This window comes from Mumia sp. Pv4-285 (assembly GCF_041320275.1).
GTDB classification, from domain to species: Bacteria; Actinomycetota; Actinomycetes; order Propionibacteriales; family Nocardioidaceae; genus Mumia; species Mumia qirimensis.
The window spans coordinates 1,432,108-1,447,232 of sequence record NZ_CP162023.1 but is presented as its reverse complement, the minus strand read 5'-3'; the positions used below and the strand labels follow the sequence as shown (position 1 = coordinate 1,447,232).

Annotated in this window: 12 protein-coding genes; 3 read left to right on the top strand and 9 right to left on the bottom strand. The window is 72.1% G+C overall.

All coding sequences use genetic code 11. From position 1 onward, the window contains the following. The 6 genes from AB3M34_RS06915 to AB3M34_RS06890 form a co-directional block, all read right to left on the bottom strand. Positions 1–1,140 carry a formimidoylglutamate deiminase gene (locus tag AB3M34_RS06915; RefSeq protein WP_370618482.1) on the bottom strand — a complete coding sequence of 380 codons (1,140 nt, stop codon included), beginning with the start codon at positions 1,138–1,140 and terminating at the stop codon, positions 1–3. Then, a complete protein-coding gene (locus tag AB3M34_RS06910; protein WP_370618480.1) occupies positions 1,137–2,432 on the bottom strand; it encodes an allantoate amidohydrolase in 1,296 nt (431 codons plus the stop codon). Before AB3M34_RS06910 ends, AB3M34_RS06915 begins: the two co-directional genes overlap by 4 nt. Beyond that, positions 2,429–4,099 carry a urocanate hydratase gene (hutU, locus tag AB3M34_RS06905; RefSeq protein ID WP_370618478.1) on the bottom strand — a complete coding sequence of 557 codons (1,671 nt, stop codon included), beginning with the start codon at positions 4,097–4,099 and terminating at the stop codon, positions 2,429–2,431. The genes AB3M34_RS06910 and hutU overlap by 4 nt, the downstream gene beginning before the upstream one ends. Further along, entirely contained in the window at positions 4,096–5,688 is a 1,593-nt protein-coding gene (gene hutH, locus AB3M34_RS06900) for a histidine ammonia-lyase (RefSeq protein WP_370618477.1), read from the bottom strand. The genes hutU and hutH overlap by 4 nt, the downstream gene beginning before the upstream one ends. Positions 5,689–5,780: 92 nt before the next feature. Further along, positions 5,781–6,278 carry a flavin reductase family protein gene (locus tag AB3M34_RS06895; RefSeq protein ID WP_370618475.1) on the bottom strand — a complete coding sequence of 166 codons (498 nt, stop codon included), beginning with the start codon at positions 6,276–6,278 and terminating at the stop codon, positions 5,781–5,783. Then, positions 6,275–6,790, bottom strand: a complete 516-nt coding sequence (locus AB3M34_RS06890; RefSeq protein WP_370618474.1) for an NAD(P)H-dependent oxidoreductase — start codon at positions 6,788–6,790, stop codon at positions 6,275–6,277. The genes AB3M34_RS06895 and AB3M34_RS06890 overlap by 4 nt, the downstream gene beginning before the upstream one ends. A 199-nt stretch (positions 6,791–6,989) precedes the next feature. On the opposite strand from AB3M34_RS06890, the gene AB3M34_RS06885 reads away from it, so the two are divergent. Together AB3M34_RS06885 and AB3M34_RS06880 are read left to right on the top strand one after the other, a co-directional pair. Continuing rightward, on the top strand, positions 6,990–7,739 hold the full coding sequence (locus AB3M34_RS06885) for an IclR family transcriptional regulator (RefSeq protein WP_370618473.1): 750 nt from the start codon (positions 6,990–6,992) through the stop codon (positions 7,737–7,739). Positions 7,740–7,805: 66 nt separating this feature from the next. Beyond that, on the top strand, positions 7,806–8,240 hold the full coding sequence (locus tag AB3M34_RS06880) for a hypothetical protein (protein ID WP_370618471.1): 435 nt from the start codon (positions 7,806–7,808) through the stop codon (positions 8,238–8,240). A gap of 1 nt (position 8,241) precedes the next feature. Here AB3M34_RS06880 and AB3M34_RS06875 read toward each other — a convergent pair whose 3' ends face one another. Genes AB3M34_RS06875 through AB3M34_RS06865 form a run of 3 tightly spaced genes read right to left on the bottom strand, consistent with a single transcriptional unit; the run spans position 8,242 to position 12,281 of the window. Then, positions 8,242–8,793 carry a DinB family protein gene (locus AB3M34_RS06875; RefSeq protein WP_370618469.1) on the bottom strand — a complete coding sequence of 184 codons (552 nt, stop codon included), beginning with the start codon at positions 8,791–8,793 and terminating at the stop codon, positions 8,242–8,244. A 30-nt stretch (positions 8,794–8,823) separates the two neighbouring features. Beyond that, positions 8,824–10,902 (bottom strand): vWA domain-containing protein, encoded by a 2,079-nt coding sequence (locus AB3M34_RS06870; protein WP_370618468.1) that lies wholly within the window; start codon positions 10,900–10,902, stop codon positions 8,824–8,826. Continuing rightward, positions 10,899–12,281: a magnesium chelatase gene (locus AB3M34_RS06865; protein ID WP_370618466.1), complete on the bottom strand. Its 1,383-nt coding sequence runs from the start codon at positions 12,279–12,281 to the stop codon at positions 10,899–10,901. Before AB3M34_RS06865 ends, AB3M34_RS06870 begins: the two co-directional genes overlap by 4 nt. Positions 12,282–12,431: 150 nt before the next feature. Between AB3M34_RS06865 and AB3M34_RS06860 the strand changes: the two genes are divergently transcribed. Continuing rightward, on the top strand, positions 12,432–15,119 hold the full coding sequence (locus AB3M34_RS06860; protein WP_370618464.1) for a S8 family peptidase: 2,688 nt from the start codon (positions 12,432–12,434) through the stop codon (positions 15,117–15,119). Positions 15,120–15,125 lie beyond the last annotated feature (6 nt).

Sequence of the window (15,125 nt, the reverse complement as noted above, 5' to 3'; positions counted from 1 at the left end):
TCACACACGCTCCCAGATCGCGCCCACCGCACGGCGCAGCATGACGGCCACGTCGGCGGCCTCGTACGGAAGGTTCTTCGGAGGCTCGACGTCGGCCGCGGTGGCGGCCCAGAGCGGCTCGGTCGCTCCGGCGAGGCGCACGGAGTCGCGCAGCGTGACGGCATCCGCGTCCGCAAGGTCCGGCGCGAACCCCAGGGATGCGTACCCGCTCCGCGTCGCGGCCTCGGTCAGCGCCGACGCGCGCCACGTCCCACGAGACCCGCTCACCAGCCGCTCGTGCATCTCCACCGCCCTCGCCTCGGCGAACAGGTCGATCACCGTGTTGCTGTCCGACCCGAGCGTGAGCCGTGCGCCCGCATCGCGCAACCGCGCCGAGGGCCCGACGCCGTCGGCGAGCTCGGCCTCAGTGGTCGGGCAGAAGCACGCGTACGCCGTCGCGTCGCCGAGCGTCGTGATGTCGGCGTCGGAGAGATGCGTCGCGTGGACGGCGGTGGTGCGTGACGTCCACGCGCCGGCGTCGGCGAGCAGCGCGACGGGGGTGTGGCCGGTGGCCGCGAGGCAGTCCGCGTTCTCCTGTGGCTGCTCGGACACGTGCACGTGGAGCGGCGCGTCGGGCAGCGCGTGGGCGACCGTGGCGAGCTGGCCGGGCGGCACGGCGCGGACGGAGTGGATCGCGGCCCCGACCACGACGTCGTCGGCACCGGCATGGCGCGCGGCGAGGTCGTGCACGCGTGCCGCCCAGGCGTCGGCGTCGCCGTCGGAGAAGCGGCGCTGGACGCCGTCGACGGGCACACCGAACCCAGCCGCGAGGTAGCACGTGTCCAGCAGGCAGATCCGCAGCCCGACCTCCCGGGCGGCGGCGATCAGCGCCTCGCCGGTCGCGTTCGGGTCGTCGTACGCAGTGCCGTCCGGCCCGTGGTGCAGGTAGTGGAACTCACCGACCACGCCGATGCCGGCGAGGCGCATCTCGGCGTACGTCGCCACGGCCAGGTCGTGCAGGAGATCAGGATCGAGGACGGCTGCGACGGCGTACATGCGATCGCGCCAGGCCCAGAACGTGCCACCCCCGACGTCCCGACCACGCAGGGCACGGTGGAACGCGTGGCTGTGACAGTTCGCGAGGCCGGGGTGGCTCGTCACGCCAGCTCCCGCACGACCGCGGCCAGGGCGTCGACGCCTGATGCACAGTCGGCGTCGTCGGCATGCTCCTCGGGCGAGTGCGAGACGCCCGTCGGGTTGCGGACGAACAGCATCGCCGTCGGCACCGACGCGCTGAGGACGCCCGCATCGTGGCCCGCACCGGTCGGGATGAGCGGCGCTTCCAGCAGCCCCGCGAGGCGCTCGCGCAGCGCGGTGTCGAAGCCGACGGCGGGGCTCGACGACTCCACCGCCACTTCCAGCCGCACGCCCGCAGCCGCCGCAGCGTGCCGCGCGTCGTCCAGCACGGCGTCCAGCAGCCGGGCCAGGGCGAGGTCGTCACCGGCGCGGGCGTCGAGCCAGCCCTGGACCCGCGAGGGGATCGCGTTCGCACCACCGGGCTCGACGGCGATCCGCCCGAACGTCGCGCGTGCCCCCGCGCTCGCGGCGCGAGAGGTCGCCGCGACGACCGTGGCGGCGTACGCAGGCATGGGGTCGCGCCGGTCCTCCATCGGCGTCGTCCCGGCGTGGTCGGCGCGACCGGTGAAGTCGAGCCGCCAGCGGCCGTGCGGCCAGATCGACGTCGCGACGCCCACCGCGTCGCCCGAGTGCACCAGCGACCGCCCCTGCTCGACGTGGAGCTCCACGAAGGTCCCGATGCGTCCGAGCCACTCCGCGCGTCCGACCGCCTGCGGATCGCGCCCGCGTGCCGCCATCACCTCCGCGAGCGTGCGACCGTCGCGGTCGGTGAGGGAGAGGGCGCGCTCGGGCGCGAGCGTGCCGGAGGCCAGACGCGACCCGGCGCACGCGACACCGAACCGCGCGCCCTCCTCGTCGGCGAAGCACGCCACCGCGATCGGGCGCGACGGCGCGAAGCCGTCCTCGCGGAGCGCGTCGATCGCCGCGAACGCGGACACGACACCGAGCGGACCGTCGTACGCACCTCCGTCCGGGACGGAGTCGAGGTGGGAGCCGAGCAGGAGCGCGTCCCGCCCCGCCGGTCGAGGCGCGCTCACCCCCGCCGGTCGAGGCGCGGTCACCCCCGCCGGTCGAGGCGCGTCCCGCCCCGCTGGTCGAGGCGCGCTCACCCCCGCTGGTCGAGGCGCGGAGCGATCGAGACCCCACCACGCCACCTGGTTCCCGTTGCCGTCCTCCTCGTACGCCATCCCCCGTGCGGCCGCCTCACCGGCGAACCACTCCCGCAGCTCCATGTCGGCGTCGTTCCACGCGAACCGGCGGTAGCCACCGGTCCGCAGGTCGCGTCCGATGCGCTCGATCGGGGCGAGCAGGTTCATGCCACGTCCATCGGGATCCGTACGCCGCGGTCGTGCGCGACCTCGCGCGCCCGGTCGTACCCCGCGTCCACGTGCCGCATCACGCCCGTCCCGGGATCGTTCGTGAGGACCCGCTCGATCTTCTCCGCAGCCAGGGCCGACCCGTCGGCGACGATCACCTGGCCGGCGTGGATCGACCGGCCGATGCCGACGCCACCGCCGTGGTGCAGCGACACCCAGGTGGCTCCGGAGGCCGTGTTGAGCAGCGCGTTGAGCAGCGGCCAGTCGGCGATGGCGTCGGAGCCGTCGGCCATGGACTCGGTCTCGCGGTACGGGGAGGCGACCGAGCCGGAGTCGAGGTGGTCGCGTCCGATCACGACCGGCGCGCTGAGCTCGCCCGACGCGACCATCTCGTTGAAGCGCAGCCCGGCGCGGTGCCGCTCGCCGTACCCGAGCCAGCAGATGCGCGCGGGCAGCCCTTCGAAGTGCACCTTCTCCCCCGCCTGCGTGATCCAGCGCCGCAGGTGCTCGTCCTCGGGGAAGAGCTCGAGGATCGCGCGGTCGGTCGCGGCGATGTCCGCGGGGTCGCCCGACAGCGCCGCCCAGCGGAACGGGCCCTTGCCCTCGCAGAACAGCGGGCGGATGTAGGCCGGGACGAACCCCGGGAACGCGAACGCGCGGTCGTACCCGCCGAGCCGTGCTTCCTCACGGATCGAGTTGCCGTAGTCGAACACCTCCGCGCCGGCGTCGGCGAACCCGACCATCGCCTCGACGTGCCTGGCCATCGACACGCGGGCGCGGTCGGTGAAACCCTCAGGGTCGCGCTCGGCCTCCACCTTCCACTCCGCGACGGCGATGCCCTCGGGGAGGTAGCTCAACGGGTCGTGCGCGCTCGTCTGGTCGGTGACGACGTCGATCTCGACGCCGCGCGCGAGCAGCTCGGGGAACACTTCGGCGGCGTTGCCGACGACCCCGACCGAGAGCGGGCGGCGGTCCTTCTTGGCCGCGAGGACACGCTCGACGGCGTCGTCGAGGTCGCGGGTGTGCTCGTCGAGGTAGCCGTGCTCGACGCGTCGCGCGAGGCGGGTCTCATCGACGTCGACGATGAGGACCACGCCCTCGTTCATCGTGACGGCCAGCGGCTGCGCGCCACCCATGCCGCCGCAGCCCGCCGTGAGGGTGAGCGTCCCGGCGAGGGTCGGCTCGTCGAGGCGTCCGGCGTCGTGGAGCTTCCGCGCGACCGCACCGAACGTCTCGTACGTGCCCTGGAGGATTCCCTGGGTCCCGATGTAGATCCAGGAGCCTGCCGTCATCTGGCCGTACATCGTGAGCCCTTCGGCCTCGAGACGCCGGAACTCGGGCCAGGTCGCCCAGTCGCCGACGAGGTTCGAGTTGGCGATGAGGACGCGGGGCGCCCAGGCGTGCGTACGGAACACGCCGACGGGCTTGCCGGACTGAACGAGCAGCGTCTCGTCGTCGCCGAGCGTGGTGAGCGTACGGACGATGGCGTCGTACGCCTCCCAGCTGCGCGCGGCGCGGCCGGTCCCGCCGTAGACGACGAGATCCTCAGGGCGCTCGGCAACGTCGGGATCGAGGTTGTTCATGAGCATCCGCATCGGCGCCTCGGTCTGCCACGAGCGGGCAGTGAGCCGGGTGCCTCGGGGTGCGCGGACGGGTGGGTGGCTCATCGGGGTGCCTCCTGTGTCGGTCCCGTCCCCGATTCGTGCAGTTCATCAAGGTTCTCCCTGCCGGATTCCTTGATGTTCCGCACAAATCGCGGACGGAGCGTGCCGGTCTGGACGAGGTCGACGGCGGCGTCGATCTCGGGGGCGAGGAAGCGGTCCGGGCCGGGGCCGGGGACGTGCTCGCGGAGCGTACGGATCGCCGCCCCGGTCATCGGTGCCGGTGCGAGCGGCGCGCGGAGGTCGATCCCGCGGGCCGCCACCATCACCTCGATCGCCAGCACCCGGCTCAGTGCGTCGAGCGCGCGGCGGAGCTTGCGGGCGGCGGACCAGCCGAGCGACACGTGGTCCTCCTGCATCGCGCTCGACGGGATGGAGTCGACGCTGGCCGGGACCGCGAGGCGCTTGAGCTCGGCGACCAGAGCGGCCTGGGTGTACTGCGCGATCATCGCGCCCGAGTCCACGCCCGGGTCGTGGGCGAGGAACGGCGGCAGGCCCCGGTTGCGCGACACGTCGAGGAACCGGTCCGTACGCCGCTCGCTGATGCCGGCGACGTCCGCGACCGCGATCGCCAGGAAGTCCAGGACGTACGCCAGAGGTGCGCCGTGGAAGTTGCCGTGCGACGAGACCCGGCCGTCCGCGAGGACCGACGGGTTGTCGATCGCCGAGGCGAGCTCGCGCTCGGCGACCGTCGCCGCGTGGTCCAGCGTGTCGCGGGCGGCACCGTGGACCTGGGGGGTGCAGCGCAGCGAGTACGCGTCCTGGACGACCCCGTCGCCGTACCGGTGGCTCGCCACGATCTCCGAGCCGGCGAGCAGCGCCCGCAGGTGCGCGGCCGACGTCGCCTGGCCCGGGTGCGGACGCAGCGCCATCAGCTCCTCGGAGAACACCTGGTCGGTCCCGAGCTGGCCCTCGACGCTCAGGGCGGCGGCGAGGTCGGCGGTGTCGAGGAGCGCGCGCAGGTCGTGCAGCGCCAGCACGAGCATGCCGAGCATCCCGTCGGTGCCGTTGATGAGGGCGAGCCCCTCCTTCTCCGCAAGGACGACGGGAGAGAGCCCGTGGTCGCGGAGTGCGTCGGCCGCAGGGCGTACGACGCCGGCATCGGTCACCTCCCCCTCCCCCATGACGGCCAGCGCGCAGTGGGACAGGGGCGCGAGGTCGCCGGAGCAGCCGAGGCTGCCGTACTCGCGGACCACAGGGGTCAGGCCGGCATCGAGGAGGTCGGCGTACGCCTCAGCGGTCTCGAGCCGCACCCCGCTGTGGCCGCTCGCCATCGTCGACAGCCGCAGCAGCATGAGTGCGCGGACCACCTCGTCCTCGACCCGGGGCCCGGTGCCGGCTGCGTGGGACCGGATCAGGCTGCGCTGGAGCTGGGTGCGCTGGTCGGCAGGGATGTGCCGGGTCGCGAGCGCGCCGAAGCCGGTCGAGACGCCGTACACCGGCTCTTCCGAGGCCGCCAGCGCCTCGACGTGCGTGCGGGCGGTCTTGATCGCGGTACGGGCGTCCTCGGACAGGGAGACGCGGGCCCCGTCGCGGGCGACGGCGACGACCTCCTCGGGCGCGATCGGCCCGGGGCCGACGATGACGGTCTGCATGCTTCCATTGCACGGCGTGCGTGACTGCTCTCGCTACGGGCGCGCAGGCGGCGGTGTCTCGGATCCGAGACACCGCCGCGTGCGGGTGCGCCTCACGCCAGGCGGACGAACCCGCTCCGGTGGAAGATCAGCGGCGTCGGGACGTCGGAGTGCTCGAACGCGTGCAGCTCCAGCAGCACCAGCACGTGGTCCCCGGCCTCGACCTCCCGGTAGATCGTCGTGTCGAACTTCGCCAGCCCGTCGTCGACCAGAACGGCACCGTCCTCGGTGACCGTGACGTCCAGGTCGTCGAAGCGTCGATCCACCGGTCCGGCCAGCTGCCGGCACAACGGACCGTGGTGGTCGGCGAGGACGGTGAGGCCCAGGTGCGACGAGCGACGCAGCTGCGGCCACGTCTTCGAGCTGCTCGCCAGGTTGATCGAGACCAGCGGCGGATCGAGGCTGACGCTCGCGAAGCTGCTCGCGGCAAGACCCACCAGCTCGCCCTCGACCTGGGCGGCCACCGCGACGACCCCGGTGGGAAAGACACCGAACGCCTTGCGGAGACGCAGCGGGTCGAGGTCCTGGTTGGTCGGGAAGGTGACCGTCATGCCACGCCTCCGACGCGGCTCCCGAGCACGGCCTCGACGACCGGACGAGTGTCGTCGAGCCAGCGGACGTACGCCGCCGGATCGTCGTACGCGGTGTCGACCACGAACAGCCCGCGGCCAGGGACCGTCGCGCCGAGTTCGGTCAGGACCGGACGCAGGGTGAGCTCGGGAGACAGCGCGTGGGCGGGAGAGCCACCCAGCATCAACGGCACCGCGAGCCCGGTCAGCCCGGTCCCTGCGGCGAACCTGTCGAGGAAGAGCTTGAGCAGCCCGGTGTAGGCGCCCTTGTAGGTCGGCGAGGCGACGACGACGAGGTCCGCGTCGCCGATCCGCTTGACGAGGTCGGCGACCTCGGCCGAGGACCAGTCGAGCAGCGCCGACCCCAGCGTCGCCAGGTCGACCACGAGGTCCGGCTCCCTGCCGGTGAGCTCGTGGGCGACGTACGACGCTGCGGTCAGGGTGCGGGAGGCCGGCTTCGGGTTGCCGACGACGACGGCGACGCGCTCAGACACCGTCCGCCCCCGGCAGCGGTTCGAAGGCGGCGATGATCCGGTGTCCGGTGGTACGAAGGCGGCTCATGGGTCTCTCTCGTCTGGCTCGTTGAGGCGGCGTCAAATACCATAAACTTAATAGACCTTGTTGGATACCGTATCTTGCAGAGTGAGCGGCGCCGGGTGGGCGCCCACGTCTCGTACCCGAGACAATCGAGGTGTGTCCCGACCCGTCCCGGCAGCGACCGCGACCCTGCGCGTGCTGCGGTTCCTCTCCGGGCAGCCCGTCCCCGTCCCGGCGGGACGCATCGCCGCGGAGATCGACCTGCCGCGCTCGTCGACGTACCACCTGCTCGCCGCGATGGCGGCCGAGGACTTCGTCGTCCACTACCCCGAGGACCGCACCTGGGGCCTCGGCGTCGGCGCGTGGGAGGTCGGCATCGCGTTCGCGCAGCAGGAACCGCTCGCCCGCCTCGCCCGCGTCCCGCTCGCCCGCCTCGTCGACACGCTCGGCCAGTCCGCGCACCTGGCCGTGCTCCACGGCTCCGACGTCCTGTACGTCCTCGAGGAACGCTCACCGGGTCGACCGTCGCTCGTCACCGATGTGGGCGTACGACTGCCGGCGCACCTGACCGCGTCCGGGCGGGCGATCCTGTCGACGCTGCCGCGCCCGCAGGTGCGCGCGCTGTATCCGACCGAGTCCGCGTTCGTCCTGCGGACCGGCACCGGACCACAGACCCCGCGCGAGCTGCGGGACCTGCTGAGCGAGACCCGTCGACGGGGACACGCCACGGAGGACGGCGAGGTCACGCCCGGCTTCAGGTCGGTCGCCGTCGCGCTCTCGGCTCCCTCCGTCCGCGCTGCCGTCGCCGTGACCTGGGAGTCGCTGGCCGACGTCGCGGAGTCGGTCGTCGTCACCGCCGTACGCCGGACCGCAGCCACTCTTGACCGTCGCCTTCACGCGCACTGACGTCGGCACGCCGTGCGCCTGCACCTCTCCGTCCGACTGTCAGTGCATGCCGACATCCTCGACGCCATGACCTCGTCGCCGTCCCCGATCCTCGCCGACTTCCTCGCCGACGTGCAGCGCGACCGCACTGCACGCACGCAACGCGCCTATGCCGGCGTGGTGCTCCACCTCCAGCACTACCTCGACACCGCCGACATGTGCCCGCACCTGGGGACGCACGACGGCACCCTCCTCGCGCAGGAACGCCAGGTCACCGGGTCCGAGGGTTCGTTCTTCCGCCTCTTCGGGCCCGGCGAGCTGCTCTGCTGCCTGCCCGGCTTCCTCGACGACCCCTGGCTCGCGTCAACTCCGCAGCCACGCTCGCACGTGGCCCTCGTCGGACGGCTGCTGCGCTTCCTCGACCGGCGCGGCCTGGTCGGGCCGACGGGTCGGTGCGCCTGGTACGACGCGGAGGCGGCGGTCCGCCGGGCGCGTCAGGCGGCCCGCGACGCGGCGCCGTGACCTACTGCCCCGTGCGACCGTCGATGCACTCACGCAGGAGGTCGGCGTGGCCGACGTGCCGCGAGTACTCCTCGATCATGTGCACGAGCACCTCCCGGAGCTCGATCTCGCCGCGCTCGGTGTCGAGCGCCATCACGCCGAGGTCGCTCGCGTCGGCGACGAACCGCTCCGCGTAGGCGACCTCGTCCTCCCAGCGGCGCCACGCGTCGGCGACGACCTCGTCGTCGGCGACCGCACCGTTGAAGTCGGCATCCCGGTCCTGGGTCGTGCGGGAGTGACGCGGCGCGTCCTCGCCGGCCATCACCTGCCTGAACCACGTTCGCTCCACATCGCTCAGGTGCCGTACGAGGCCGAGGAGCGACATCGACGACGGCGGCACCGACCGGCGCGCCAGCTGCTCGGCGTCGAGCCCGTCGCACTTCATCCGCAGCGTCAGCCGATAGACGTCGAGGTAGTCCACGAGGACTGCCCGCTCACCCTTCAACGTCACGTCCGCCGCACGCGGATCGTCCTGCGGGTCAACCCACATGTCGGAAAACTGCCGTTCGCTCATACGGCGAGTCTCGCAGGACGACCTGAGGCGCTACTCGTCCACCCAGAACCCGCGACCACCGAACCAGCCGCCGTACGACCCCCCGTACGAGGAGCCACGGTCGTGGGCCGAGCTGCCGTCGCGCGAACCGAGATAGCTGTCGACCACGGCGACACCGAGGTCCTCCAGCTCCGGAGCGACCACGCGCCCGTCGACGCGCCGCGCCATCTGCTCGATGAACCTCGCCAGACCCGGGTCCTCCCCGAGCCGGAAGAACGTCGTCTGTGCACCCAACCTGCCGACCTCGTCGAGCGCCTCGACCGTGAACGCGACGGTGCGCGGCGACGGCGGGTACGTGAAGAAGAGCTGGCCGTCGGCCTCGAGGTGCGACGTCGGCTCGCCGTCGGTGACGATCAGGAGAACGGGCTGCGCGTTCGGGTGCTTGCGGAAGTGGCGGTGGGCGAGCAGCAGGGCGTGATGCAGGTTCGTGCCCTTCGCCCACTTCGCGTCCAGCGCCGTGAGCTCGTCGATCTCCATCACCTCGGCGTACGGGCCGAATCCGATCATCTGCAGGTGGTCTCCGCGGAAGCGGCTCTGGATCAAGGTGTGCAGCGCCAGGGCCGTGCGCTTCATCGGCACCCAGCGCCCGTCCATGGCCATCGAGAAGGACGTGTCGACAAGCAGCGCGACGGCCGCCTGGGTCCGCGCCTCGGTCTCGCTCACCTCGACGTCGCGGATGTCGAGCCTCACCCCGTCGCGTGCGTCGCCGCCCGCCGAAACCGTCCGGACGACGGCGTTGGTGATCGTGCGGGTGACGTCCCACGGCTCGGTGTCGCCGTACTCCCACTCGCGGGTCGCACCCGACATCTCTGCCGCCGCACCGGCGCGCCTGACGTCACGCGCGCCCTGACGGCCCGACATGCGCTGCGCGACGTCACGCAGCAGCGACCGGCCGAGCTGGCGGATCGCCTTCGGCGACAGCCGGAGCTGGCCGTCCGTCCCGCGCTTGAGCGACCCGCTGTCGCGGAGAGCCCGCTCGAGCTCGGTGAGGGTGCGGGCGTCGACCGCCGCGTCCTCGCCGAGGTGGCGCTCGAGCTTGTCGAGGTCGATGTCGCTCATGCGTGCGCCGGGGTACGCCTGCGACAGCTGCTCACCGAGCGCGTCGAGGTCGGCCAGCTCCTGGAGGACACCGGTTCCGTCCCCGAGCCCGAGTCCCTGCTCCCCGCCGAACTGCTCGGAACCGTCCCAGTCCTCACCGGGGCGCAGGGCCTGGAGGTTGGCGTCGAGCTGTCCGAGCGCCTCCTGGAGCGCGGGGCTGCCGAACGCCTGCGCCGACAGCGCCATGAGCTCCTCGCGCTGCTCCGGCGTCATCGAGTTGAGCATCCGCTGTGCCGCGGCCGAACGGGCTGCGAGCGCATCGATGAGCTCGTCGACGTTCTGCGGGTTCTCCGGGAAGAAGTCGCCGTGCTTGTCCATGAACTCGTCGAACTGCGCCTCGGTGTCCTCACCTCGGCGGTGCGCGTCGAGGAGTGCGTTGAGGTCGCCGATCATCTCAGCGACGGCCTCGCGGTCCTGCTCGGTCGCGTTCTCGAGCGCCTGCTTCATCCCGGAGAACCGCTGGTCGAGCAGCTCACGGCCGAGAAGGTCCTTGATCCGCTCGAAGTCCTCACGCGCCTGAGCACTGCGCCACGTGTAGTCACCGAGCTCGGACACCGCGGCCGCCGGCGACGACGGGAGGTTCTCGATCCGCATCTCCGCGAAGCGGGCGTCCTCGTCGAGGTCGCGCGCGAGCTGCTTGCGCTCCTCGAGCACGGCCCGGTCGAGCAGCTCACGGACCTCGCGCATCGTGCCGTCGAGGTCGTGGCGCTGCAACAGCTCACGGCGACGCTGCGCGACCTGGCGGGCGAGGTCGTCGAGACCGCGCTGGCCCTGGGTCCCGCGGCGGAGCACCTCCGCCATCGCACGCTCCGGCGAGTAGCCCGCCATCACGTCCTCGCCGATCGCGTCCAGCGCCTCGGCGAGGTCGACCGGCGGTGCCAGCGGGTCACCACCGGCGTACCGGCCGTACGAGGTGGCGCGCCGCCTGCCTCCGGCCGATCCCCTCCCGCCGACCGCGCCTGCCGAGGTCATCCGTACACCGTCTCCCCGCCGGCGGAGTCCTTGCCGATCTTGCGTGCGAGGTACAGGCCCTCGAGAGCCAGCTCGATCGCGCTCGCGCGCTCGCCGTCGTCGGTCGCACCGAGGCGGTCCATCACCTCGTCGTACAGCTCCGACTCCCCCAGCACGGGCAGGCCGGCGAGGACGTCGGAGGCGGCGACCTGCTCACCGGTCATCACCGTCGCGCCGGCGCCGAAGGCGTCGACGAGGAGTGCGAAGTCGATGCCCCGGAGTCGGTGGCGGACCGTCTCGGCGGTCGCCGTCCGCAGGACGTGCGCCAGGATCTCGCGCTCACGTCCGTCCTCACCGGTCTCGAACTCGATCTTGCCGCCGAGCACGTCCACCGCCGTCTCCAGATCGACGACCCGGGCCACCGCGTGGCCCTCGCCCTGGACGGTCGCCCGGTGCAGCGCGGCAGCGGCGACGGTCTCGGCTCCGGCGATCGCGAACCGCGCGGAGACGCCGGAGCGCTGGTCGACGGCGTTGGACTCGCGAAGCGACCGCGTGAACCGCGCCATGATCTCCATCAGAAAGTCCGGCACGGTTGCGACCAGCGCCGCCTCCTGGCGGATGACGGCGACCTCGTCCTCGAGCTCGAGCGGGTAGTGGGTCCTGATCTCGGCGCCGAAACGGTCCTTCAGCGGTGTGATGATGCGACCGCGGTTCGTGTAGTCCTCCGGGTTCGCGGTGGCCATGACGAGGACGTCGAGCGGCAGCCGCAGGACGTACCCGCGGATCTGCACGTCACGCTCCTCCATGACGTTGAGCATCGACACCTGGATGCGCTCGGCGAGGTCGGGCAGCTCGTTGATCGCGACGATGCCGCGGTGCGAGCGTGGGACCAGTCCGAAGTGGATCGTCTCCGGGTCTCCCAAGGACCGACCCTCCGCAACCTTCATGGGATCCACGTCGCCGATCAGGTCGGCGACGCTCGTGTCGGGCGTCGCGAGCTTCTCCGCGTACCGCTCGTCCCGGTGCCGCCACTCGACGGGCAGGGCGTCGCCCAGCTCGTCCGCGCGTCTGCGGGACATGGGTGTGATGGGCTCGTACGGGTGCTCGCCGAGCTCTGAGCCCGCGATCACGGGCGTCCACTCGTCGAGCAGCCCGACGAGCGTACGGAGGAGCCGCGTCTTGCCCTGTCCTCGCTCGCCGAGCAGGACGACGTCGTGACCGGCGATGAGCGCACGCTCGAGCTGAGGGATCACCGTGTCCTCGAGGCCGTGCAGCCCTGGCCACGGGTCGCGACCTTCCGCGAGCGCGGACAGGAGGTTGTCGCGGACCTCCTCGCGGACGGACTTCTGGACGTGGCCGGAGGCGCGCAGCTCGCCGACCGTGGAGGGAGCGTCGTTCACGTCTCCACGCTAGTCCGCGACCCCACAGATCGCCGACGATCGTTCGCTGACGGCGGACGCGAGATGCGTGACGAGCCACGGAACAAAAGGGACATTCCGTGACACCACAGCGCCGTAACGTCCCCAGAAGCATCGACCGGGGGGAAGATCATGGGCACGTCACGGACAGTGTGGGCAGCGGCATCGGCCGCGGTGCTGGCAGCGGGGGCGCTGGTCGCTCTCGGCCCGGGCACCGCCGCCGCCGAGCCGGACGGTCAGACCGTCCGGGTCATCGTCGAGCTCGAGCAGCGCAGCGATCTCGCCGCCGTCGAGGCGGACACGGGTGCCGACCGGGTCCGGGCGATGAGCCGCCTCCCCGTCGCGGTGCTGACCGTGGACTCGACCGACCTGCCCGCCCTCGAGAACCACCCCGACGTCGTCGCGGTGATGGGAGACGTCCCCGAGCGTCCGTCGCTCGCCTCCTCCCTGCCGGTGATCAACGGCGACGACGTCCACGACCTGGGGTTCGACGGGTCCGGCTCGACCGTCGCCGTGCTCGACACCGGCATCGATGACGACCACCCGTTCTACGGCGCCGCCGGGGCGCGCATCGTCTCGGAGTTCTGCTCGTCGACGCCTGCAGCGTCCGACGAGGACAGCCTGTGCCCCGACGGCACCACGACCGACACCGACGCGGACGTCGACGGGCTCGCTGCGTGCCTCAACGCCGCGATGGCGAACATCTGCGACCACGGCAGCCACGTCGCCGGCATCGCCGCCGGAAGCGCGGCGACCGACAGCGCCAACGCGCCCGGCGACGGGGTTGCTCCCGGAGCCCAGATCGTCGCGATGCAGGTGTTCACCCGCTTCAACGACACCGCCGACTGCGACCCCGACGGCGTCGGTGACCCCACGCCGTGCGTGCTGACCTATCCGAGCGACCAGATCAACGCTCTCAACCAGCTCATCGCCCTGGACGCTGCGAACCCCGGCTGGAACGTCGTCTCCGCCAACATGAGTCTCGGCGGCGGCAACAACGGGGCGGCCTGCGACGGCGACACCCGCAAGGCGGCGATCGACGGTCTCCTCGCGGCCGGGGTCGCGACGGTGATCTCCGCCGGCAACGACAGCCACCTGAACGCAACGGGAGCTCCGGGCTGCATCTCCACGGCGTTCACGGTCGGATCGACGACCGACGCCGACGCCGTGTCCGGCTTCAGCAACCGCGGAGGCCTCCTCGACGTCTTCGCTCCGGGCAGCGGGATCATCTCGTCCGAGCCCGACGACACGTACGGGAGCAAGTCCGGGACCTCGATGGCCGCCCCTCACGTCGCGGGTGCGTTGGCCGTCCTGCGCGACGCCTACCCGACCCGCCCGGTCGCCGATCTCATGAACGACCTGCGGACCACGGGTGTGCCGATCACCTATGCGACGAACGCGGCTGGCACGACCACGGCGACCACACCGCGGATCGACCTCCTGGCCGCGCTCCGTGCTCCCAACGATCCGCCGACCGTGTCCGCCGATGCAGCCATCGTGACGGCGGCCGAGGGCGCGATCGCCACGAATACAGGAACCTTCGCCGATCCCGACGGAACGGTGACGAGCCTGACGGCCTCGCGCGGCACCGTGGTCATGGGCGCCGGCACCTGGGCCTGGAGCGAGCAGACCTCGGACGGTCCGGACTCCGCGCCGGTGACGATCACCGCCACCGACGACAAGGGCGAGACCGGGGCCGTGACCTTCACCCGTGACGTCACGAACGTCGCACCGACGCTCACCCTCGACCCAGCACAGGTCACCGCGCTCGACGAGGGCGGCACGCTCTCGGTCGAGGCGACCTTCACCGATCCCGGGTGGCCGGACACGCACACCGCGACCGTCGACTTCGGGACGGGCACGGGTGGCCCGCAGCCCGCGACGATCACGGTCGACGACGAGGGCGGGCCGGGTGTGCCGCACAGCGCGACGCTCACCGCGAGCTTCCCGTACGGCGACAACGGCACCTACACCGCCACGGTGTCGGTGACCGACGACGACGGCGGCGTGGACACGGCGACGTTCCCCGTGGTGGTCGACAACCTCGACCCGAGCGTCGTGATCGACGACGGCGACGCGGTAGCGTTCCCAGGCGGTTCCTACGTTGTCTCCCGGATCGGTGAGACCGCGACGGTGGAGGCCGACGGCAGTGACCCCGGCTCCGACGATCTGACCTTCACGTGGGACGACGGAACGGTGCCGAGCATCACGACGTTCTTCAACGACGGCGCGGCGCCCGAGCCTGACGAGCCACCGACACCGACCCCCCTGGGCACCTTCCCGTTCTTCGCCAGCGACGACGTGGGCGTCACCGCCGACGTCCCGGGCGTCGTGGATCTCGCCCTGGCCCTCGCCGACGACGACGGCGGCACCGCGACCGACGAGGTCGGCATCATCGTGACGGGGGACGCGACGTCGACCCAGGGTCCCGGCTGGTGGAAACACCAGTACAGCGGCAAGGGCAAGCCGCACATCGACCCGGCGTACGGGGCGGGCTACCTCGAGATCGTCGACGCGGTGTCGAGCGTGTTCTCCGAGGACACGTCCGCGCTCACGGCCAGCGAGGCCCACGCGGTCCTGCAGCCGACGGGCGGCGACCGGCGCGACCGCGCGCGTGCCGACCTGCTCCTCGCCTGGTTCGAGCTCGCGAGCGGTGCAGTCCCTTGGAACGCGACGGTCCCGCTCGGTGGAGGCCAGGGTTCGGTCGGCTTCCTCCCGCTGATGTTCGAGGCGGAGGAGACGATCCTCGACCCGTCAGCGACGAACGCCGAGCTGCAGGACGTGTCGAAGGACCTGTCCCGCGTGCGGCACGCGCAGTGACGTCGG

What these genes read in the sequence shown, in the direction of transcription:
- AB3M34_RS06880 (WP_370618471.1), top strand. Translation starts at nt 7,806, where the DNA reads ATGACCTCGTCGCCGTCCCCGATCCTCGCCGACTTCCTCGCCGACGTG.
- AB3M34_RS06895 (WP_370618475.1), bottom strand. Translation starts at nt 6,278, where the DNA reads ATGACGGTCACCTTCCCGACCAACCAGGACCTCGACCCGCTGCGTCTC.
- hutH (WP_370618477.1), bottom strand. Translation starts at nt 5,688, where the DNA reads ATGCAGACCGTCATCGTCGGCCCCGGGCCGATCGCGCCCGAGGAGGTC.
- hutU (WP_370618478.1), bottom strand. Translation starts at nt 4,099, where the DNA reads ATGAGCCACCCACCCGTCCGCGCACCCCGAGGCACCCGGCTCACTGCC.
- AB3M34_RS06875 (WP_370618469.1), bottom strand. Translation starts at nt 8,793, where the DNA reads ATGAGCGAACGGCAGTTTTCCGACATGTGGGTTGACCCGCAGGACGAT.
- AB3M34_RS06860 (WP_370618464.1), top strand. Translation starts at nt 12,432, where the DNA reads ATGGGCACGTCACGGACAGTGTGGGCAGCGGCATCGGCCGCGGTGCTG.
- AB3M34_RS06910 (WP_370618480.1), bottom strand. Translation starts at nt 2,432, where the DNA reads ATGAACCTGCTCGCCCCGATCGAGCGCATCGGACGCGACCTGCGGACC.
- AB3M34_RS06870 (WP_370618468.1), bottom strand. Translation starts at nt 10,902, where the DNA reads ATGACCTCGGCAGGCGCGGTCGGCGGGAGGGGATCGGCCGGAGGCAGG.